At 70.5% G+C, this 19,232-nt stretch carries 14 protein-coding genes and 1 pseudogene; 4 read left to right on the plus strand and 11 right to left on the minus strand.

The window, feature by feature from the left end; translation table 11 throughout:
• Window positions 1-45: 45 nt before the first annotated feature.
• The 9 genes and pseudogenes from ACFVHK_RS16990 to ACFVHK_RS15790 form a co-directional block, all read right to left on the minus strand.
• On the minus strand, window positions 46-1,305 hold the full coding sequence (locus ACFVHK_RS16990; protein WP_449224253.1) for a D-arabinono-1,4-lactone oxidase: 1,260 nt from the start codon (window positions 1,303-1,305) through the stop codon (window positions 46-48).
• Window positions 1,306-1,443: 138 nt separating this feature from the next.
• Window positions 1,444-2,415: pseudogene (locus ACFVHK_RS16995) on the minus strand (LacI family DNA-binding transcriptional regulator); the annotation flags it as partial.
• A 76-nt stretch (window positions 2,416-2,491) separates the two neighbouring features.
• Window positions 2,492-3,880: a glycoside hydrolase family 5 protein gene (locus ACFVHK_RS15760; protein WP_376929647.1), complete on the minus strand. Its 1,389-nt coding sequence runs from the start codon at window positions 3,878-3,880 to the stop codon at window positions 2,492-2,494.
• Window positions 3,877-5,388 (minus strand): arabinosylfuranosidase ArfA, encoded by a 1,512-nt coding sequence (gene arfA, locus ACFVHK_RS15765; protein ID WP_376929648.1) that lies wholly within the window; start codon window positions 5,386-5,388, stop codon window positions 3,877-3,879. The genes ACFVHK_RS15760 and arfA overlap by 4 nt, the downstream gene beginning before the upstream one ends.
• A gap of 62 nt (window positions 5,389-5,450) precedes the next feature.
• The gene (locus ACFVHK_RS15770; protein WP_376929649.1) at window positions 5,451-6,332 is read right to left on the minus strand and encodes a carbohydrate ABC transporter permease; all 882 of its coding nucleotides are present in this window, start codon (window positions 6,330-6,332) and stop codon (window positions 5,451-5,453) included.
• Window positions 6,329-7,276: a carbohydrate ABC transporter permease gene (locus ACFVHK_RS15775; protein WP_376929650.1), complete on the minus strand. Its 948-nt coding sequence runs from the start codon at window positions 7,274-7,276 to the stop codon at window positions 6,329-6,331. The genes ACFVHK_RS15770 and ACFVHK_RS15775 overlap by 4 nt, the downstream gene beginning before the upstream one ends.
• 78 nt (window positions 7,277-7,354) lie before the next feature.
• Window positions 7,355-8,698: an ABC transporter substrate-binding protein gene (locus ACFVHK_RS15780; protein ID WP_376929651.1), complete on the minus strand. Its 1,344-nt coding sequence runs from the start codon at window positions 8,696-8,698 to the stop codon at window positions 7,355-7,357.
• Between the two features lie 296 nt (window positions 8,699-8,994).
• Entirely contained in the window at window positions 8,995-10,026 is a 1,032-nt protein-coding gene (locus tag ACFVHK_RS15785) for a LacI family DNA-binding transcriptional regulator (RefSeq protein WP_376929652.1), read from the minus strand.
• A 156-nt stretch (window positions 10,027-10,182) separates the two neighbouring features.
• On the minus strand, window positions 10,183-11,034 hold the full coding sequence (locus tag ACFVHK_RS15790) for an SMP-30/gluconolactonase/LRE family protein (protein ID WP_376929653.1): 852 nt from the start codon (window positions 11,032-11,034) through the stop codon (window positions 10,183-10,185).
• Window positions 11,035-11,121: 87 nt separating this feature from the next.
• Between ACFVHK_RS15790 and ACFVHK_RS15795 the strand changes: the two genes are divergently transcribed.
• The 4 genes from ACFVHK_RS15795 to ACFVHK_RS15810 all read left to right on the plus strand — a co-directional run bounded on the left by ACFVHK_RS15795 (window position 11,122) and on the right by ACFVHK_RS15810 (window position 16,818).
• Entirely contained in the window at window positions 11,122-12,339 is a 1,218-nt protein-coding gene (locus ACFVHK_RS15795; RefSeq protein ID WP_376929654.1) for a fumarylacetoacetate hydrolase family protein, read from the plus strand.
• A 91-nt stretch (window positions 12,340-12,430) separates the two neighbouring features.
• Window positions 12,431-14,143 (plus strand): IlvD/Edd family dehydratase, encoded by a 1,713-nt coding sequence (locus ACFVHK_RS15800; protein WP_376929655.1) that lies wholly within the window; start codon window positions 12,431-12,433, stop codon window positions 14,141-14,143.
• A 93-nt stretch (window positions 14,144-14,236) separates the two neighbouring features.
• Window positions 14,237-15,547, plus strand: a complete 1,311-nt coding sequence (locus tag ACFVHK_RS15805) for an endo-1,4-beta-xylanase (protein WP_376929656.1) — start codon at window positions 14,237-14,239, stop codon at window positions 15,545-15,547.
• A 161-nt stretch (window positions 15,548-15,708) separates the two neighbouring features.
• Window positions 15,709-16,818, plus strand: coding sequence for a LacI family DNA-binding transcriptional regulator (locus ACFVHK_RS15810; protein WP_376929657.1), 1,110 nt, complete (start codon window positions 15,709-15,711; stop codon window positions 16,816-16,818).
• Here the strand turns inward: ACFVHK_RS15810 and ACFVHK_RS15815 are convergent.
• Together ACFVHK_RS15815 and ACFVHK_RS15820 are read right to left on the minus strand one after the other, a co-directional pair.
• Window positions 16,779-17,600, minus strand: coding sequence for a hypothetical protein (locus tag ACFVHK_RS15815; RefSeq protein ID WP_376929658.1), 822 nt, complete (start codon window positions 17,598-17,600; stop codon window positions 16,779-16,781). The two genes, ACFVHK_RS15810 and ACFVHK_RS15815, sit on opposite strands and share 40 nt — an antisense overlap.
• A 179-nt stretch (window positions 17,601-17,779) precedes the next feature.
• Window positions 17,780-19,057: a saccharopine dehydrogenase family protein gene (locus ACFVHK_RS15820; protein ID WP_376929659.1), complete on the minus strand. Its 1,278-nt coding sequence runs from the start codon at window positions 19,055-19,057 to the stop codon at window positions 17,780-17,782.
• Window positions 19,058-19,232: the final 175 nt, after the last annotated feature.

Genomic DNA, 19,232 nt, shown 5'->3' on the forward strand with positions numbered 1-19,232 from the left:
CGCAACGCGTCCACTCGCCGCAGGGTCGATCGTCGGGGTCGCTCCTCAGAGGCCGACGCGTGCGAGGAATCCGTTGCGGAGGCGCCCGCTCGGGTCGAATCGGTCCCGCAGGACGGCGAAGTCGTCGAAGCGCGAGTAGCGACGGCGCAGCTCCTCGGCCGGGAGGGTGAAGAGCTTGCCCCAATGGGGGCGCGCGGTCGACGGCAGGGCGGCCTCGATCGCCGGGAGCAGGGCTTCCACGGCGGGCTGGTCGCGCACCCACGTGAAGTGCAGGGCCACGACGTCGGTGCGGTACGCGGGACTCAGCCACAGTTCGTCGGCGCGCACCGTGCGCACCTCGCACACCTGGAGCAGCGGAGCGATCCGCCCGGCCAGCGACCGCAGCGTCTCGAGCGCGGCGACCGCGTCGCCGCGGGGCACGAGGTACTCCGACTGCAGTTCCTCGCCGGCCGATGGCGTGAAGTCGAGGCGGAAGTGCGGCAGCCGCTCGAACCAGGGTCCGGGCCGCCCGAGCTGCGCGGTGCACGCGTCGGCGGGCATGCCGAGGATCGGATGCCGCGGCACCGTCGCCGGCCGCGCGCCCAGGCGCTCCACGAGAGCGTCACGCCGCGCCGCGCCATCCGCGTCGCCCGGCAGCCGCTGCTTCACCCAGAGCTGGTCGGCCGCCGTGCCGCTCGACCACCGGGTGAAGATGCTGACGCTCGTGCCAACGGAGGTCACGGCGTCGAGATCGGCGAGGATCGCGTCCCACCGCGGCCCCTCGTACACGGTCTGGGCGACCTCGTACGTCGGCTCCACGTCGAGCTCGACCGCCGTGACGACCCCGAGCGCGCCGAGGTGGACGACGGCGCCGTCGAAGTCGGCGTCGCCCCGGGCGAGCGCTCGCGTCTCGCCGGCGGGCGTCAGGAACTCGATCGCGCGGACCGCGCTCGCGAGCGAGCCGATCCGATCGCCGGAGCCGTGGGTGCCGGTCGCGACGGCGCCCGCGACCGAGATGTGCGGCAGCGAGGCGAGGTTCGCGAGCGCCAGCCCCCGCTCCTGGAGGCGAGGCGCGAGGTCGCCGTAGCGCAGCCCGCCGCTGACGCGCACGGCACCCTGCGCACTGCCCGCGTGGACCTCTCCCGGCAGCCGGTCCGTCGCGATGAGCGTGCCGTCGGTGTCCGCCAGGTCGTTGAACGAGTGCCGGGTGCCGAGCACCCGGACCGGCCCGTCGCCGGCGAGCGCGCCACGCAGCTCGTCGATCGACGCAGGGTGCGCGATGCGCGCCGCGCGGTACTCGAGGTTGCCGGCCCAATTGCGTTCCATGGTCCTCCTCGACACGTCGTGGCCCATCCTGTCATCGAACGGCGCACGCACTCCCGTGCCCCGGCGACCGTGGTTCCGCCGGGGCTCGGGCGTCCCGCCGTCGTGTTCGGACCGCGCGGGGGGTGCCGTGGAGTCGCGCAGGACGAGCGTGGCCGCGAGGTCGAGCCGTGTGGGCTCGCCTCCCTCCTGATCCTGGAGCCGGAGCGCCAGGCGTGCCGCGGCGATCCCCAGCTCGCGCAGCGGCTGGTGCACGGTCGTGAGCCGCGGCGACGACGAGCTCGAGACCGGCTGATCGTCGTATCCCACGAGGGAGAGGTCGTCGGGGATGCGCAGACCGGCGACACGTGCCGCGTTCAGGACCCCGAGCGCCTGCATGTCGCTCCCCGCCAGGATCGCGGTGGGCGGATTGCGCGAGCGCAGCAGGTCGAGCGCGGCCCGCTCTCCGGCCCGGGCGTCCAACTCCTCGAACCGGTCCCAGCCGTCGGGGACCGTCAGCCCGGCCAGGTGCATCGCGGACCGGTACCCGTCGAGGCGGGCGTGGGATCCCGCCACCTCCACGGGTCCGCTGATCGCTGCGACGCGGCGATGGCCGAGATCGATCAGGTGACGAGCCGCCGTGACCGCCGCCGACCAGTGCGCGACACCGATCGCGGGGACGGAAGGGTCCGCCGCGTCCGCAGGCTCGACCACCACGACGGGGATGCCGCGCGACCCGAGTGTCTCGCGAACCGCCGCGGCGACGCCGGCGTAGACGATCACGGCCGCGGGCCGGCGCTCCAGCACGGCATCCAGCCAGGAATCGTCGGGAATGCTCCCGCTCCCGACGGTGAGCGTCAGCGAGTGCCCCGACGCGACGGCCGCCTCGCGCACGCCGTCGATCACCTCGAGTGCCAGCGGACCGTGGAGGTCGGGCAGGACGAGCTCCACCGACCTGCTGCGCCGGCCGCTCCCCCGCCGGCGGTATCCGCTGCCGCGGAGGAGTTCCTCGACTCGCGCGCGGGTCGCCGGCGCCACGTCGGGGTGGCCGTTGAGCACCTTCGAGATCGTGGTGAGGGACACCCCTGCCTCCGCGGCCACGGATGCGAGCGTGACCCGCGCGTCACCCGTCATCTGCCGTCCCCGGCTGCCGGAGGGGACGATCGCTCGCGCCCCCGCGTCACGAGCGATCGCCGGGGGCGCACGCGCGTCACCGCCGAGTGGCGGCGCGACCGAGGATCGCGGCGAGCGGTTCGCGTACGCGGACCGAGGCGAAGGAGAAGGCGTCCGCGAGCCGTTCGGCCTCGTCGGGCGAGACGCCCTCGAAGGTCCGGGCGAACTCGTCGACCATCGCCTCCGCGAGCATCACGTGTCGGACATGGCCGTGGATCCATCGCCGCGCCCCCCACGGATACGGGTGGAAGTCGGGGAACTCCGTCCTGAACAGTTCCTCGATCGGCTCGAGGACGTGCCGGACGCCCTCGTCGGTCGATCCCCACGAGTCGACGCCCAGCCGTGCCTTCTTCGCCAGCACGGGCGCGATGCGGCGGACGTACGGCGACTCGGGGTCCGCGTGCACGAGGCCCTGGAGCCCGATGTCCTTGTAGGTCCACAGGGCCCAGCTCGCCCCGTGCCGCTCGTAGATCTCGAGCTGGTCCTCAAGGAGCCGCGAGCGCTGGGCGTCGCGCTCGGGGTCGCCGGTGTACACCGGCCCGAACTCGCCGACCCAGATCGGCGTCCCGGTCTCCCGCATGTAGGCGGTGCGCTCGAGGAAGGTCTCCTCGACCCCGTCCCGATCCACGAAGCGCCCGCGACTGACCCCCGGGTACGGCCCTCCGTCGACGAACCCCGGGAGCGCGTAGTCGTGCGCGGTGTACACGCAGTTCGGCATCGGGTCGCCGAGCTGGTCGAACTGGGTCGAGTACCGGTTGCCGTCCAGGAACAGGATGTGATCGGGATCGACCGCGCGGATCGCACCCTCGAGGCGTTCGTAGAACGGACGGATGGCGGTGCCGTGGGCGTCGGCGGGTTCGTTGACCGGGTTGTACCCGGCGACCCAGGGATTGTCGCGATAGTGCTCCGCGATGTGCTCCCAGAGGTTCACGACCCGGTCCTGGAACTGCCGCTGGCTCCAGAAGTGCGCCCATTGCGTGGGGTTGTCACTGTGCCAGTGCTGGTTCTGTGCGCCGGGAAGGGCATGGAGGTCGAGGATCGTGTAGATCCCGTGCCTGGCGCAGGCGTCGACGACCGAGTCCAGCAGCCGGAAACCCTCCTCCTTGATGACGAAGGGCGCGTCGTCATCCTCGAAGTGCCGGTAGTTGAAGGGCACGCGCACCGAATTCAGGCCGAGGCGCTGCAGGAACGCGGCATCCTCGTCGGTGAAGAACACCGAGAGGAACCGGTCGAAGAATCTCCCGTACCCCTCGTCGCCGAGGACGCGGCGCAGGGCACGCCGCTGCTGCGCCTCGGTGGCGGGGTAGCCGGTGATGAAGTTCTCCATGTTCATCCAGCCGCCCAGTCCGAGGCCGGTGAGCACGACCGGCGTCTCGCCGGACACGATGCGCGTCCCGTCGACGCGCAGGATGGCTCCGGCGCTCATGCGAGCGTGAGCGCCGACCATGAGACGGGCGGCAGCGTCACGGTCACCACCCCCTCGGTCGCCCGGGCCGAATCGTTGTCGTGCAGGCCGACGCGGTCCTGCGCCGAGAGGGTGTTGACCGCATGCATGTCCTCGTCGTGCAGGGTGCGGAACGAGCGAACGGCGACGTCGCCCAGGATGCTCGTGTCGATCTCGAGCGAGACCTCCTCGTCGAGGCTGCGGTTGACCAGGAACACCGCCGTGTCGCCCGTCTCCGCATCGTGCGTCGCGACCGCGTCCACGAGCGGCACGTCGCCGTAGAGCGCCGTCGCGTACGTCGGGCAGTCGAGCCTGAGCTCGAGCGTGACGCCCTTCGCAAGGGCGGACGTCACGGAGAAGGGGAAGAAGGTCGTCTGCCGCCAGGCGGGGCCGTCGGGCTCGGTCATGATCGGCGCGATCACGTTGACCAGCTGTGCGAGCGACGCCGACGTGACCCGGTCGGCATGGCGGATGAGCGAGATCAGCAGGCTGCCGAAGACCACCGCGTCGACCACGGAGTAGTGGTCCTCGAGCAGGCGCGGCGCGACCGGCCAGTCGTGCACGTCCGTGATCCGGTCGACCTCGTTGTACCGCGACTGGTACCAGACGTTCCACTCGTCGAACGAGATGTACATGGTCTTCTCGCTGCCGCGCACCGCCTTGACGTGGTCGGCCGTGGCCGCGACCGAGTCGATGAACCGGTCCATGTCGACGGCCGACGCGAGGAAGCTCCCGTAGTCGCCCTGCTTCGGCTCGTAGTAGGCGTGGCATGAGATGTAGTCGACGTCGTCGTAGGTCTCCTCGAGCACCACGCGCTCCCACTGCCCGAAGGTCGGCATGTGCGCGCTCGAGCTCCCGCAGGCGACGAGTTCCAGGTCGGGGTCGATCTGCCGCATCGCGCGCGCGGTCTTCGACGCCAGTCGCCCGTACTCCTCGGCCGTGCCGTGGCCGAGCTGCCACGGCCCGTCCATCTCGTTGCCGAGGCACCACATCCGGATGTCGTGGGGTTCCGGCGTCCCATTGGCGACACGTCGATCGCTCAGCGCCGTGCCCGAACGGATGTTCGCGTACTCGAGCACGTCGAGCGCCTCCTGGATCCCCCGCGTCCCGAGGTTGACGGCGTACATCAGGTCGCTGTCGACCTTGCGCAGCCAGGAGGCGAACTCGTCGAGGCCGACCTCGTTGGTCTCCGTCGAGTGCCAGGCGAGATCGAGTCGCCGCGGCCGCGCATCGCGCGGCCCGACGCCGTCCTCCCAGCGATAACCGGAGACGAAGTTCCCTCCCGGATACCGGATGGTCGAGACCCCGAGCTCGCGCACCAGCTCGATCACGTCGGTGCGGTGGCCCTCCTCGTCCGCGCTCGGATGACCCGGTTCGTAGATGCCGTCGTACACGCACCGGCCCAGGTGCTCCACGAAGGAGCCGAAGAGCCGGCGACTGACCGGCCCGACGACGAAGTGCGGGTCGATGGTGAGATGTGCTCGTTTCATGTTCCTCATTCGCCTGTCGTGTGATGCGTGTTGCGGAGGGATCGCCTGCGGTCGCCCGTCGGTCACTTGAGGCTTCCGATGGAGAGTCCGCCCTGCCAGTACCTCTGCAACGTGAGGAAGGCGATGATCAGGGGGATCACCGACACCAGCGAGCCGAGGATGATGATGCTCCACAGGCTCTCTCCGCCCGCGGCGCCGTACGTCGATGCCGTCGCCTGCCAGAGTCCGATGCCGACCGTCACCGGGTAGAGGCGGTTGTCCGACAGCATCGCGAGCGGCAGGAAGTAGTTGTTCCACGATGAGACGACCGACAGCAGCAGCACGGTCACGATCGCCGGACGGAGCATCGGAAGCGCCACCTGGAGGAAGACGCGGACCTCTCCGGCACCATCGACGCGAGCGGCGTCGAGGAGCTCGTCGGGCACTGCATCGCGGGCGTAGACGCTCATCAGGTACACCCCGAACGGGTTGAGGAGCGTGGGCAGGATGACCGCCCAGACGGTGTTCGTGATGCCGGCCAGCGAGAAGAGGACGAAGGTCGGGATGACGAGCGCCGTCGCCGGCACCATGACCGCGCCCAGGAGCACTGCGAAGCCGAACCGCCGGCCCGCGAACCGGAACTTGGCGAAGCCGTAGCCGGCGAGCACGGCCAGCGCGGTGGCGCCGATCCCACCGACGATCGCGTACATCGCCGAGTTGAGCAGCCATCGGACGTAGATGCCGCCGCCGTAGGTGAAGAGCTGCGTGAGGTTCCCGAGATAGTCGATGTCCTCCGCGAACCAGAGGGCGCTCCCGCCTCCGAACAATCCGGCGGAGGTCTTCGAGCTGTTCACCACGACCCACCAGAAGGGGACGAGGAAGTAGACCATCAGGACGCCGAGTACGACCTGGAGCGAGATGTAGCGCGACTGCCGGCGCGAGCCGCGAGTGATGCTGACGCTCATGAGAGGAAGCTCCCTCGCTTGCGGGTGGCGAACAGGAAGATGTACACGCAGATGAAGACGACGGCGCCGAGTGCGAACGAGATGGCCGAGCCGTAGTTGTAGTTCGCCAGCGTGAACGCCTGCTGGTACGCGTACATGTTGGGCGTGAAGTCGTCGGGGATCGCCCCGGCCGCGAGTTGCTGGAGGATCTTCGGTTCGTTGAAGAACTGCAGGGTTCCGATGAGGGCGAACACGAGGATCAGGACGAGCGCCGGTGCGACCAACGGGATCTTGATCCGGAGGATCATCTGCCACTGCGAAGCCCCGTCGATGCGAGCCGCCTCGTAGAGGGTGGGGTCGATCCCCTGCAACGCGGCGTAGAGGATGATCATGTAGTAGCCGGCCCACTGCCACGTGACGATGTTGAGCAGACCGTAGAAGATCAGGTTCGAGCTGAGGAGATCCGGTCCGGTGGCTCCGAACGCTTCGAAGAAGTCCGCGATGGGACCGAAGTTCCTGCTGTACAGGAAGCCCCACATCAGCGCGCCGATCACGGCCGGAATCGCGTAGGGCAGGAAGATCATCAGCCTCGAGAACCGCGCGAAGGACGTCGTGACCACGTCGAGGATGAGGGCGATCGCGAGGGAGACCGCCATCTGCAGGGGAATGAGGATGATCGAGAAGCTGATCACGAACCAGACGCCGTCGAGGAAGCTGGGATCGCTGAACGCCTTGAGGTAGTTCCCGAAGAGGACGAAGCGCGTCCCTCCGACGATCGATCTCTGGAAGAGGCTGAGGTACAGGGCGTACAGCAGCGGCGCGATGAGGAACGCCACGAAGACGATCGCGAATGGGGCGATGAAGGCCCACCCGGTGAGGTTGCGGCGGACGTCGCGCTTCGTGCGCGAGCGTCGGGGAGTCGGTGCTGGAGTGTCGGCGGTCTCTTCGATGAGGTCGACGGTCATGGGATTCGCTCCGGATCAGGTGAGGTGACGGACGGAGGCGGGCCGGCCCGCACTGCGGACCGGCCCGCGAGGCTCACCTCACTCGACGGTGTAGCCCTGTTCGGTCGCATAGCCGACGACGTCGTCTTGGAGCGCGTCCGCTGCCTCGGACCCGCTGGCGGAGCCCTCGTTGATGGCGGCGATCTGCTCCGTGAAGGCGGAGTAGTAGTACTGTCCGATCGGCGTGTAGGTCATGCCCGTGTAGGCGTTGGCCGCCGGTACGTACACCTCCTTGTTCGCTTGCTGGCCGTCGAAGAAGGGCACCTCGTAGTCCAGGAACGCAGGGTCCTCCAGCACGTTGACGTTGAGCGGGAAGATGATCTGGTTCCGCCAACCGTCCTCCAGCGACGCGTCGTCCGCGTAGACCCCGAACGCGACCTTGGCCGCGAGCTCCGGGTCGTTCGCCTGCGTGGTCACCGAGAAGGCGGAGCCGCCCCAGTTCACCGAGACCGGGTTGCCCGGATCCCACTGCGGAAGCGGCGCGGTCGCCCACACGCCCGCGTCGGCGCCTTCGCCGACCCCTGCGCCCTGCAGGTAGCCCGGCGCCCAGGCGGCCGAGAGATAGGTCGCGTAGTCGCCGCCGATCACCCCTGAGATGTACTCGGGCGTGAACTGGTCCTGCGTGCCGACCAGGCCCTTCGAGGCGAGCCCGGCCCAGTAGTCGAGCACCTCCTTCGAAGCGTCGTCGTTGAGGTCGATGCCCATGTTCTCGGGCGATGCCGCGTCGTACGTGAAGGGCTGCGCACCGTTCTGGTACTGCAGCGCCATCATCACCGCGGGGACGTTGGCACCGAGGTCGCCGAAGAACGGGCCGCCGGCATCCTTCACCGTCTGCGCCGCCGCCTCGTACTCGGCCCACGTGGTCGGAGGCGTGATGCCGTACTCGTCGAAGATGTCCTTGCGGTAGATCATGGCCATGGGTCCACCGTCGACCGGGGCGCCGAAGACGCCGTCGCCGACGGAGACGTCCTTCCAGGCACCCTCGCTGAAGTTCGCCTCGACGTCCTCATAGCCGAGATCGTTGAGTTCCACGAGCGCGCCCTGTGCCTGGAACGTCGGGATCCGGTCCGCTTCGAGCATGACCACGTCGGGAGCCCCGCTGCCCGCGGAGATCGCCGTCTGGAACTTGTCGTACTCGTCGCCGCCGGCACCCGCGTTCGTCCAGCAGACCTGGACCTCGTCGTTCTGCTCGTTGAAGTTGTCGACGACGAGCTCCATGTTCGGGTACCACGCCCACATCGTCACGATGGGGAGGTCGGCCTTCGGGATGGTGTTGGTGCAATTGGCGTCGTCGTTGGCGTTGTCGTCGCCCGGCGCGCAGGCGGTGAGCGTGCCCGCGAGCACGAGCGTCGCCGTGGCCGCCATGAGTTGCTTGGTCTTCACTGGGGTTCCCTTCGGAAGCGTGGACATCCTTGTCGGTGCATTCCCAAGCGCGGAACGACCCGATCAGCTGCAAATCGGGCGGCGTCAGCCGGGTGTCCGCCGGGATATACAACGTTGTATATACAACGTTGGAGAGAGTATCCGCCTCCCCGGCGGAAGTTGTCAAGGAAATCGTCGGAACTTCCCGGATGCGCCGGGAGCCACAGGTCCGGGCGGCGCCTTCAGGGCGGGCCGGTCGCGGATCGGCGTCGCGTTCCCGATCGATCGGGCGGAGCTGGACGTCGTCGCGACGTCGCTCAGTGCCCCGGAGGCGGGGCCGTCGACTCGCGGACGATGAGATTCGTCGAGAGCTGGATGTGGTGCGAGAGGGGCTGGCGTCCGGCGGCGATCCCGGTCACCGTCTCGACCGCCATCCGACCGATGCCTTCCAGCGGCGCCCGCACCGACGTGAGGGTCGGCGTGACCCACTCCGCCTGCGGCACGTCGTCGAAGCCCGTCACCGACAGATCCGCCGGCACCGTGATCCCCCGCCGCCGCGCTGCGGACATCGCCCCGAACGCGATCGCGTCGCTTCCGCCGACGATCGCGGTGACTTCGACGCCCGAGTCCAGCAGCTCCCCGGCAAGGGTCGCTCCCGAGTCGAACGTGTACGGGCCGTTGCGCTGGAGCGCGGGATCCTCCGCGATGCCGGCCACGGCGAGCGCCGTCGTGTAGCCGTGGAACCGCTCGATCGTCGGCGCCGACCCGCGCGGTCCGCCGATCCAGGCGATGTGCCGGTGGCCGAGGGCGAGGAGGTGCTCCGTCACCGACCGCGCTCCCGCCCAGTCGGTCGAGCCGATGCTCACGATGCTCTCGTCGAAGCCGTCGACGGGATCGATCGACACCAGCGGGATCTTCCGCCGCGCCGCGCCGTCGAGCAGTGAGCGGGCCATCACCGACGTCACGGCGATGATGCCGCCGGCGCCGGGGATCGAGTCCATCCAGGCGCGTATCGCCCGGTCGCTGAGCGCGTGGAAGCCCGTGGGCTCGAGACGCACGACGACATCGGTCGCCCGCTCCGCGGCGGCGGACACGATCCCCTGCAGGACCAGCGTCGCGTACTGGGACCTCAGGCTGTCGAACACGGCGACGAGCGGCGGCGCCGTCTCCGGGGCGGCCCTGCTCCCGGTCCTGACGTAGCGCTGCGCCTTCATCACCTCGAGCACCCGCTCACGCGTGTGCGGCGCGACGTCGCCGCGTCCGTTCAGCACCTTCGACGCGGTCGCCTGCGACACTCCCGCGAGTGCCGCGACCTCACGCAGCGTCGTGCGCTTCCGAGTCGCCGCCATACGGTGGTCGCCCTTCTCGAAACATTTCACGCCCAATCTAGCGGCGCATCACCGCTCACCCGTGCGCAGCAGCGACGTGCCAGGGGCGCGCGGTCCGAGACCCCTGCTGCAACGCTCCGCTCCGGCGGCGAGCAGCCGCGGAACCGGTGAGGCGGGTCATCCGCCGTACCCGTCCAGGGCGGCGCCGGCGACGGGGGCGCTGACGGCGAACAGCGCTCCGGCCGCCGGGTCCGCGGCCGGATCGACGTCCTGCCGCGAGGTCGTGATGAAGAGGGTCCGCCGGTCGTCGCCGCCGAAGGCGCAGGAGGTGACGTTGCCGGCTCCGGGCACGTCGACCACCTCCTCGAGTGCGCCCTGCGGAGAGTACCGGTGCACCGCTCCTCCACCCCAGAGCGCAACCCAGAGGCCGCCCTCGGCGTCGATCGCCATGCCGTCGGGAGCGCCCCCGCCGGAATCGAATCGGACGAGCACCCGCGGATCGAGGAGCCGTCCGTCGGGGTCGGCACGATAGGCGGTGATCGTCGCCGTGCCGGTGTCGTTGTGGAACGCCCGCGCGCCGTCCGCAGACCAGACGAGCCCGTTCGGGATCGTCACGGCCGGCAGCGCCGTGTGGAGTCCGCCGTCCGGATCGAGGCGGTACAGCGCGCCCGCGTCGGCCGCCATGTCGTACGCCATCGAGCCGATGTAGAAGCGGCCGGCTGCGTCGCAGCCGCCCTCGTTCAGCCGCGCCTCGGGACCGTCGAGGACGCGGATCGAGTGCTCGAGCTCCCAGTGATCGTCGAGGAGCAGGATCTCGCGCTCGCCCGCGACGAGGTAGCCGCCGCCGGACCGGTGCCGGATCACCGCCGCCACATCACCGAGGTGGCGCCGGGTGACGGCACCGGTCGGGAGCAGGGTGACGACGTCGCCGGCCAGCATGTCGACGAATCGCAGGAGACTCGCCCTCTCGTCCCAGAACGCGCCCTCGCCGTGGTGGGCGACGCGCTCGGTGATCTGCTCGGCCTGCATCCCGTATCTCCCGCTCCCCTCGGATGTTTCGGGCGAGTATGCCAGTGTTTCGAGCAGGGCGCCCGCCGCGGCCAGGAGGAGGCACACATGACCACGACGGAAACGACGCGATCGATCCCGGGTTTCGTGCCCGTCGACGCCGAGGACGCGATCCTGATCGCCCGCGTCGCCGACCCGGAGCGGGCGGCGCCCGTCGTCGCCCGACTGCGGGGCGACACCCTCATCGACCTGTCGTCCGTCGCGGCGACGGTCTCGGAGCTGCTCGACATCGACGATCTGCCGGCGGCGCTCGCAGGCGTGGATCCCGCGGCGCGCTCGTGGCCGTCTGCCGAGGTGTTCCGCGCGTCACTCGAACGGGATCCGTCCCGACCGAGGCTGCTCGCCCCGATCGACCTGCAGGTCGTCAAGGCGTGCGGCGTCACCTTCGCCGACTCCCTGCTCGAGCGGGTCATCGAGGAACGCGCCGGCGGCGACCGCGACCTGGCGGTCGCGATCCGCGAGCGGGTCGGCGCGTCGCTCGGTTCCGGCCTCCAGCGGGTACGGCCCGGCTCGCCCGAGGCCCTGGCGCTCAAGGAGTCGCTCATCGCGGAAGGCCTCTGGTCGCAGTACCTCGAGGTGGGCATCGGCCCCGATCCCGAGGTGTTCACCAAGGCGCCCGTGCTGTCCTCGGTCGGATTCGGCGCCGAAGTCGGCGTGCGGGCCGAGTCGAGGTGGAACAACCCGGAGCCCGAGCTCGTCCTCGTCATGGACTCGCGTGGCGAACCGGTCGCCGCCACGCTCGGCAACGACGTGAACCTGCGCGACATCGAGGGGCGCAGCGCGCTGCTCCTCGGCACGGCCAAGGACAACAACGCCTCCTGCGCGGTCGGACCGTTCCTGAGGCTGTTCGACGAGCGCTTCGACCTCGATCGCCTGCGCACCGAGACGATCGGCCTGCGGGTCGAGGGCGTTGACGGCTTCGTGCTCGACGGGACGAACGCGCTGGAACGGATCAGCCGCCCGTTCGAGGAACTCGTCGCCGCGGCATCCGGCGACCACCACCAGTACCCCGACGGCTTCGTGCTGTTCACCGGCACGCTGTTCGCGCCGGTGCAGGACCGCGGCGAGGCGGGGCAGGGTTTCACCCACCGCATCGGCGATCGGGTCACCATCTGGAGTCCCGCCCTCGGGGCGCTCGTGAACACCGTCGGGATCAGCGAGCAGCTGGAGCCCTGGACGTTCGGTGTCCGCGCCCTGATGTCCGCACTCGCCGCCGACTCCGTCGCCATGGCGGCCTCCGCAGCCGCCGAAACAGTTTCGGAGTGACGAGGCATAGTTGCGACGCGTTCACGCGGTTGGCTAGCCTGACCACCACATCGGGGCCCGACGGATCCCGCTCGGCTGAGCATTGGATGCGATGAACGAACAGCGCAGTTCGCAGTGGTACGGCGGCGACGACCGCAATGCGTACCTGCACCGGGCATGGATGCGACGGGGAGTCCCCTCCGACGCCTTCGATCGCCCGCAGATCGCGATCGCGAACACCGCGTCGGACCTGACCCCATGCAACTCGCACCTCGACGAGGTCGCCGAGAGCGTCAAGCTGGGCGTCTACGAGGCCGGCGGCATCCCGCTCAACCTGCCCGTCGTCTCGCTCGGCGAGACGCAGGTACGGCCGACCGCCATGCTGTGGCGCAACATGGCGGCGATGGCGATCGAGGAGATGCTGCGCGCCAACCCCATCGACGGGGTCGTGCTGCTGGGCGGCTGCGACAAGACCATCCCGTCCTTGCTCATGGCGGCCGCGTCGGTCGACATCCCGGCCGTCGTCGTCCCCGGAGGTCCGATGCTGAACGGCACCTTCCGCGGCGTGCCCCTCGGCTGCGGCACCGACGTCTGGAAGCTCAGCGAAGAGGTGCGCGCCGGCACCCTGTCCGCGAAGCTGTTCAACCGCTCCGAGTCGTCCATGATCCGCAGCCGTGGCCACTGCAACACGATGGGCACCGCCTCGACGATGGGGCTGCTCGCCGAGGCGCTCGGCGCCACCATGCCGGGCATCGCGGGCACGCCCGCCCCCGACAGCAGGCTGCTCGAGGGCGCGCACGAGACCGGCAGGCTCATCGTGGAGATGATCGCCCAGGGGCGCACCCCCAGCAGGACCATCACGGCGGCATCGTTCCACAACGCGATCGTCACGCTCGCCGCGATCGGCGGCTCGACGAACGCGGTCGTCCACCTGCTCGCCATCGCAGGGCGGCTCGGCATCGAGCTCACCCTCGACGACTTCGACCGGATCGCCGCTGACGTCCCCCTGCTGGTCAACCTGCAGCCCGCGGGTCGCTACCTGATGGAGGACCTCTTCCGCGCGGGCGGCCTGCTCGCCGTGCTCGACCAGGTGCGCGACCTGCTCGACCCCACCGCGATCACCGTGACAGGTCGCCCCCTCGTCGACTACCTCGACGACCAGGAGATCTGGGACGCCGACGTCATCGCGCCGCGGACCGCACCGCTGCTCGACGCCGCCGGGATCGCGGTGCTGCGCGGCAACCTCGCGCCGACCGGTGCGATCATCAAGCCCGCCGCCGCGAGCACCGAGCTGCTCAGGCACCAGGGCCGCGCGGTCGTCTTCGACTCGGTCGAGGACATGCACGCCCGCATCGACGACCCGGACCTGGACGTCGACGCCTCCTCCGTGCTGGTCCTGCGCGGCTGCGGACCCCGGGGCTATCCGGGCATGCCCGAGGTGGCGAACATGCCGCTCCCGCAGAAGCTCCTCCGGCACGGGGTACGCGACATGGTTCGCATCTGCGACGGTCGCATGAGCGGCACGGCATATGGGACGGTCGTGCTGCACGTGACCCCGGAGGCGGCGGCCGGCGGCCCGCTCGGGCTGGTGCAGGACGGCGACGAGATCCTGCTCGACGTCCGCGGCCGGCGCCTCGAGCTGCTGGTCCCGGACGAGGAACTGCAACGTCGCCGAGTGCCCGACGCCACGTCAGACGCATTCGCGGCGCCGGTCCGCGGCTGGGAGAAGCTGTACGTCGACCATGTGCTGCAGGCGGACACGGGCGCCGACCTGGACTTCCTGGTCGGCGCCACCGGCCCCGACGTGGCGCGCGAGTCGCACTGATGCACGCGGCGATCCCGAGCACGTCGGGCAGCCCGCGTCTCACAGCGACTCCCACCGCGTGACCCGCGACATCAGCTCTCCGAGGGAACCACCATGGTCGTCATCAACAGCCTCGCCCGCACCGCGCCGGCCCACCGTCGCGCGCACGCGCGCATCCTCGTGCGCAACGCCGACGGGTCGCCGCTCGCATCGACCGAGGTCGGGGTCGAGCAGGTCCGGCACGCGTTCGGATTCGGCAACATCGGGTTCGACTTCATCCCCCTGGCCAACCGGGAGGTCGTGCCCGACGCGTCCGCCACCCGCGTCGAGACGTTCGGCGGGGCGAGCATCGACCAGCTCGAGTCGCTCGCCGAGCAGTGGCTGGAACTGTTCAACACGGCGACGCTGCCCTTCTACTGGGGACGCTTCGAGCCCGTGCGCGGCCGTCCGGACACTGAGCGCCTGCGCAGGACGGCCCAGTGGTTCCGTGACCGCGACGTCGCGGTCAAGGGTCATCCGCTCGTCTGGCACACGGTCACGGCGCCGTGGCTCCTCGACCTGTCGCTGGACGAGGTCGAAGCGGCCCAACGGCACCGCATCCGGCGCGACGTGACCGAGTTCGCGGGCCTGATCGACACATGGGACGCGATCAACGAGGTCGTCATCATGCCGGTCTTCGACCGCGAGGAGAACGGCATCACCCGGCTCGCATTCGATCGGGGGCGGATCGCGATGGTCCGGATGGCCTTCGAGGAGGCACGGGCCTCCAATCCGAACGCCGTCCTGCTGCTCAACGACTGGGACCTCTCATCGGCGTACGAATGCCTCATCGAGGGCGTGCTCGAGGCGGGAATCACGATCGACGCGCTGGGGCTGCAGACCCACATGCACCAGGGCTACCGTGGCGAGGACGAGATCCTCGCCATCGTCGACAGGTTCGCTCGCTTCGGCCTGCCGATCCACATGACCGAGTCCACGCTGCTCTCCGGGCGGCGGATGCCGCCGCACATCACCGATCTCAACGACTACCGGGTCTCCGAATGGCCGTCGACGCCGGAGGGCGAGGAGCAGCAGGCGAGTGAGATCACGAGGCACTACCGCTCGCTCGTCGGGCATCCGGCGGTGCGATCGATCACCTACTGGGGCCTCACCGACAACGGGTCGTGGCTCGGTGCCCCGGGCGGGCTGGTCCGCGCGGATGGATCGCCCAAGCCGTCGTTCGCAGCGCTGCGCGGCCTGATCAAGGGCGAGTGGTGGCTCCCACCGACCGAGGCGCGCACCGACGAACAGGGCATGGTCGAGGTGTCGGGCTTCCTCGGCGACTACCGCGTCACCGTCGGCGACGAGTCCGGCACGGTGGCGCTGACGGTCGCCGGACCCGCCGACTACACCCTGACCGTGGATCGAGGGGGCAGTCCCGCCTGAGGCGCGTCGGGATCGGCCGTCGGCGTCGCCTCGATCGGCTGCGGGGCGGGCGGCGGCGCCGCCGGTCCCGCTGGGCTGCTGGGCCGCTGGGCCGCTGGGCCGCTGGGCCGCTGGGCCGCTGGGGTACAGTGGCGGCTGAGGTGCGAGGAGGGCTGGGACGCATGGGGGCCACGCTGCATGACGTCGCGCGTGCGGCAGGCGTCTCCATCAAGACCGTCTCCAACGTCGTCCACGACTATCCCCACGTCCGGCGCGAGACGCGTGACCGTGTCCTCGCCGCCATCCGCGAACTGGATTACCGGCCGAACGTGTCGGCCCGGGGGCTCAGATCGGGGAAGACCGGCGTGATCGGCCTCGCCGTGCCGTCCCTTCGGGAGAACTACTTCGCCGAGCTTGCGGATGCGGTCATCCGCGCCGCCGAGCGCCGGGGCCTCAGCGTGCTGATCGAGCAGACGAACGGCGACCGCACCAAGGAGCTGCAATCGCTCAGCGGCGGCCGGCTGCACCTCACCGATGGCCTGCTCTTCAGCCCCGTGAGCCTGGGCCAGGGCGATGCCGACGCGCTCGACGTCCGGATTCCGCTGGTGCTCCTCGGCGAGCGCATCTTCGGGGGCCCCACGGACCACGTGACGATGCACAACACCTCCTCGGCACGTGCCGCCGTCGAGCACCTGCTCGGCCTCGGCCGCACTCGTATCGCGCTGATCGGGGCTCCGAGCGCGGGAGACGCCGACGCGAGTTCGGGGACGCTTCGCCTGGACGGATATCGCCAGGCACTGGCAGCTGCGGGCATCCCTGAGGTGCCGGAGCTGATCCGCGTCGCGGAGCCGTGGAACCGGGAGACCGGGGCGAGGGCTGTCCGACGGATGCTCGAGGAGGGCGTCTCGTTCGACGCGGTGTTCGCGCTCAACGACACCCTCGGCCTCGGCGTGCTCCGGGCACTGGGCGAGGCGGGCATCCGCGTCCCGGACGATGTCGCGGTCATCGGCTTCGACGACATCGACGAGTCGCGATTCTCGGTGCCCTCGATGTCGAGCGTCGATCCCGGCCGGGATGAGATCGCCGAGTACGCGGTCGAACTGCTCGTCGAGCGCATCGCCGAGAAGGGGGAACGGCGTCAGCCGCGGCAGGTCAAGCCGGACTTCCGGATCGTCGCGCGCGAGTCGACGGGTGCGGTCGAGACGCCGGGTGCCGTCGAGGCGCCGGGTGCCGTCGAGGCGCGGGCAGCCGATCAGGCCGCGCGATCCGGGTCGTCGGTCGTGAACACGTAGTCGCCGTTCGCGTCGAGTTCGGGGCGGAGGCGAGCATCGTCGAGCGCGGCGAACGCCTCGCGCGACGCGTCGCGCAGCGCGCGTGCGGCCACGGGGTCGGCCGCGCGGACCGCCTCGAAGTCCGACACGAGCGTCAGGCCGCCCTCGGCGTGCCAGGCCGGTTGCGGCATCCGCTCGAGGGCCCTCGCCACGCGTGACGACGCGAGGCGCCAGCGCACCTCGAACCGATCGCTCCGGTCGCCCCCGGAGATCGCGTCGCGGAGCTCCCCGTAGAAGTCCGGGCGGTACGCCGCGACCTCGGCGCCGAGGCGCACCAGGTTCATGCGCGCGTTGCGGCGGATCAGGGGGTCGTAGGTCCAACGCACCTCGTCGATGCCGTGGTCGAGGCAGATCGCGCGCTGCCGCAGCTTCAGCGCGACGCCGATCCCCCGCCCCCGCGCCGCAGGGTCGACGGCGTTCATGTGCGAGTGCACATGCAGGCCGCCGTCCCAGCCGAGGAAGCCCAGCGCCGCGCCGAGCGGCGGGACGGCGGTGGGATCAGGTCCCTCGGCGGCATCCGCACCGGTCGGCGACGGAACCGCGACGAGCACCGTGTTGCCGGCATGCGCGATCGCCTTCAGCGATGCCAGGTCGACCGTTCGGCCGACTCCCCAGGTCGCGTCGAAGCGCGCGAGCGCGCCGGCGAGTTCGTCGGGCCGCGCCTCGCGCGTGACGACGCCGGCACGCCGGTCCTCCTCGTCGGCGAGCGCGTGCGCGCGGGCGAGGGTCGCGGCATCCGTCATGGTTCGGACCCTACCGCGTGCGCGAGCCGCTCGGCCGGCGCTCCGTGCCGCGCTGTTCGAGGGCCGTTTCCGCGGTCGAGGCCGGGTTCGATCGGCACTCCACCGCAGAAGCGGGCCTCGAGCGGATGGCGCGGGGCCGCGCGGGCCGCGCGCCCCGCCCGAGGCGAGGCAGGGGCGCGTCAGCGGGCCAGGCGATCCTCCATGCCCCAGGGCTGCCCGTAGCCGCCCTCGGCCTCGGCGCGGGCCATCAGGTCGAGGAACGGCGCCGCGTCGAACGCCTCCGGGCCGAGGACGCCGCGGCCCGACCAGACACCGGTGGCGAGCAGCTCGAGCGCGATCACCGGGTTGAGCGCGGTCTGCCAGACGACGCACTGCGCCTCGTACTCTCGCATCGTCCACTCGTTGTCGCTCACGTGGTAGAGGTACACCTCGCGCGGCTCGCCGTCGGCCCCACGGCCGGTCACCCAGAGGCCGGCGCAGGTCTTGCCGGTCATCCGCGGGCCGATCGTCGCGGGGTCGGGCAGGGCCGCGGCCACGACATCGCGCGGAGCGACCTCGACCGGTCCGTTCGCGCTGCGCACGCGGATCGGCGTCGTCGAGTCGAGCCCGAGCAGGTGCAGCGTCTTCAGCACGGTGATGAACTCGTCGCCGAGGCCGTACTTGAACGTCACGCGCTTCGCGTCGACCCAGCGCGGCATGAGGAGCACCTCCTCGTGCTCGACGTTCACGCACTCGACCGGGCCGATGCCCTCGGGGAACTCGAACACCTCGGGCTCGCTGAACGGGGGCGTCGTGTACCAGCCCCGGTCCCGCTCCCACACGACGGGCGGGTTCAGGCATTCCTCGATCGTGGTCCAGATGGAGAACGAGGGCGCGAAGATCTCGTTGCCCGCCTCGTCGCGCACCACGAGGTTCGCGCCGTCGCGCGTGCCGAGCTCGTCGATCTCGCTGAAGAGGTGGTCGGCCGCGTAGCGCGCGAAGACGTCGGAGAGCCCGGGCTCGACGCCCATGCCGACGAGCGCGAGGCGCCCCGCCGTCTCCCAGTCGTCGGCCTGCGCGAACTGGTCGTCGCCGAGCTTCACGCCGGACTCGGCGTACGGGTCGGTCGGGTGCGGTTCGGACAGGCTCATGGCCATGTCGAGGTAGTCGGCGCCGGCGGCGAGCGCGCCGCGGAAGATCGGCGGCACGAACTTGGGCTCGACGGCGTTCATCACGTGGGTGGCGCCGTGCTCGCGGGCGACGGATGCCACGACCTCGGGGTCGCTCGCATCCACCTGCGCGGTGGCGAACCGTGCCGCGACGTCGTCGCCGTGCTTCGCGGCGATCCAGTCGACCGTGCGGCGGGCCCGGGATTCGTCGTAGTCGCTCACGACGAGGAGCTCGAAGAAGTCGCGGCGAGCGGCGATCTTGGCGATGGCATCGCCCACGCCCCCCGCGCCGATGAGGAGGATTCGCATGCTGGGTACGCTAGCCGCGATCCGCTCAATTGTCCAGATGGATAATTGAGCGGACGTCCGTCGTCGCGCCGGCGGAGGCCGATGCCTTCGGGAGGAACTCCCGATTCCGGTGCGGCGTGTCGAGTCGTCGCAACGGCGTGTCCCGTCGTTCTTCCTCCCGAACGAGACCGGCGCG

The sequence above is a fragment of the Agromyces binzhouensis genome (genome assembly GCF_042672355.1).
Lineage (GTDB): Bacteria > Actinomycetota > Actinomycetes > Actinomycetales > Microbacteriaceae > Agromyces > Agromyces binzhouensis.

Bases quoted from the DNA above. Each gene is read 5' to 3' on its own strand.
- ACFVHK_RS16990 (WP_449224253.1), bottom strand. From the start codon at position 1,305: ATGGAACGCAATTGGGCCGGCAACCTCGAGTACCGCGCGGCGCGCATC.
- ACFVHK_RS15760 (WP_376929647.1), bottom strand. From the start codon at position 3,880: ATGAGCGCCGGAGCCATCCTGCGCGTCGACGGGACGCGCATCGTGTCC.
- arfA (WP_376929648.1), bottom strand. From the start codon at position 5,388: ATGAAACGAGCACATCTCACCATCGACCCGCACTTCGTCGTCGGGCCG.
- ACFVHK_RS15770 (WP_376929649.1), bottom strand. From the start codon at position 6,332: ATGAGCGTCAGCATCACTCGCGGCTCGCGCCGGCAGTCGCGCTACATC.
- ACFVHK_RS15775 (WP_376929650.1), bottom strand. From the start codon at position 7,276: ATGACCGTCGACCTCATCGAAGAGACCGCCGACACTCCAGCACCGACT.
- ACFVHK_RS15785 (WP_376929652.1), bottom strand. From the start codon at position 10,026: ATGGCGGCGACTCGGAAGCGCACGACGCTGCGTGAGGTCGCGGCACTC.
- ACFVHK_RS15790 (WP_376929653.1), bottom strand. From the start codon at position 11,034: ATGCAGGCCGAGCAGATCACCGAGCGCGTCGCCCACCACGGCGAGGGC.
- ACFVHK_RS15795 (WP_376929654.1), top strand. From the start codon at position 11,122: ATGACCACGACGGAAACGACGCGATCGATCCCGGGTTTCGTGCCCGTC.
- ACFVHK_RS15800 (WP_376929655.1), top strand. From the start codon at position 12,431: ATGAACGAACAGCGCAGTTCGCAGTGGTACGGCGGCGACGACCGCAAT.
- ACFVHK_RS15805 (WP_376929656.1), top strand. From the start codon at position 14,237: ATGGTCGTCATCAACAGCCTCGCCCGCACCGCGCCGGCCCACCGTCGC.
- ACFVHK_RS15810 (WP_376929657.1), top strand. From the start codon at position 15,709: ATGGGGGCCACGCTGCATGACGTCGCGCGTGCGGCAGGCGTCTCCATC.
- ACFVHK_RS15815 (WP_376929658.1), bottom strand. From the start codon at position 17,600: ATGACGGATGCCGCGACCCTCGCCCGCGCGCACGCGCTCGCCGACGAG.
- ACFVHK_RS15820 (WP_376929659.1), bottom strand. From the start codon at position 19,057: ATGCGAATCCTCCTCATCGGCGCGGGGGGCGTGGGCGATGCCATCGCC.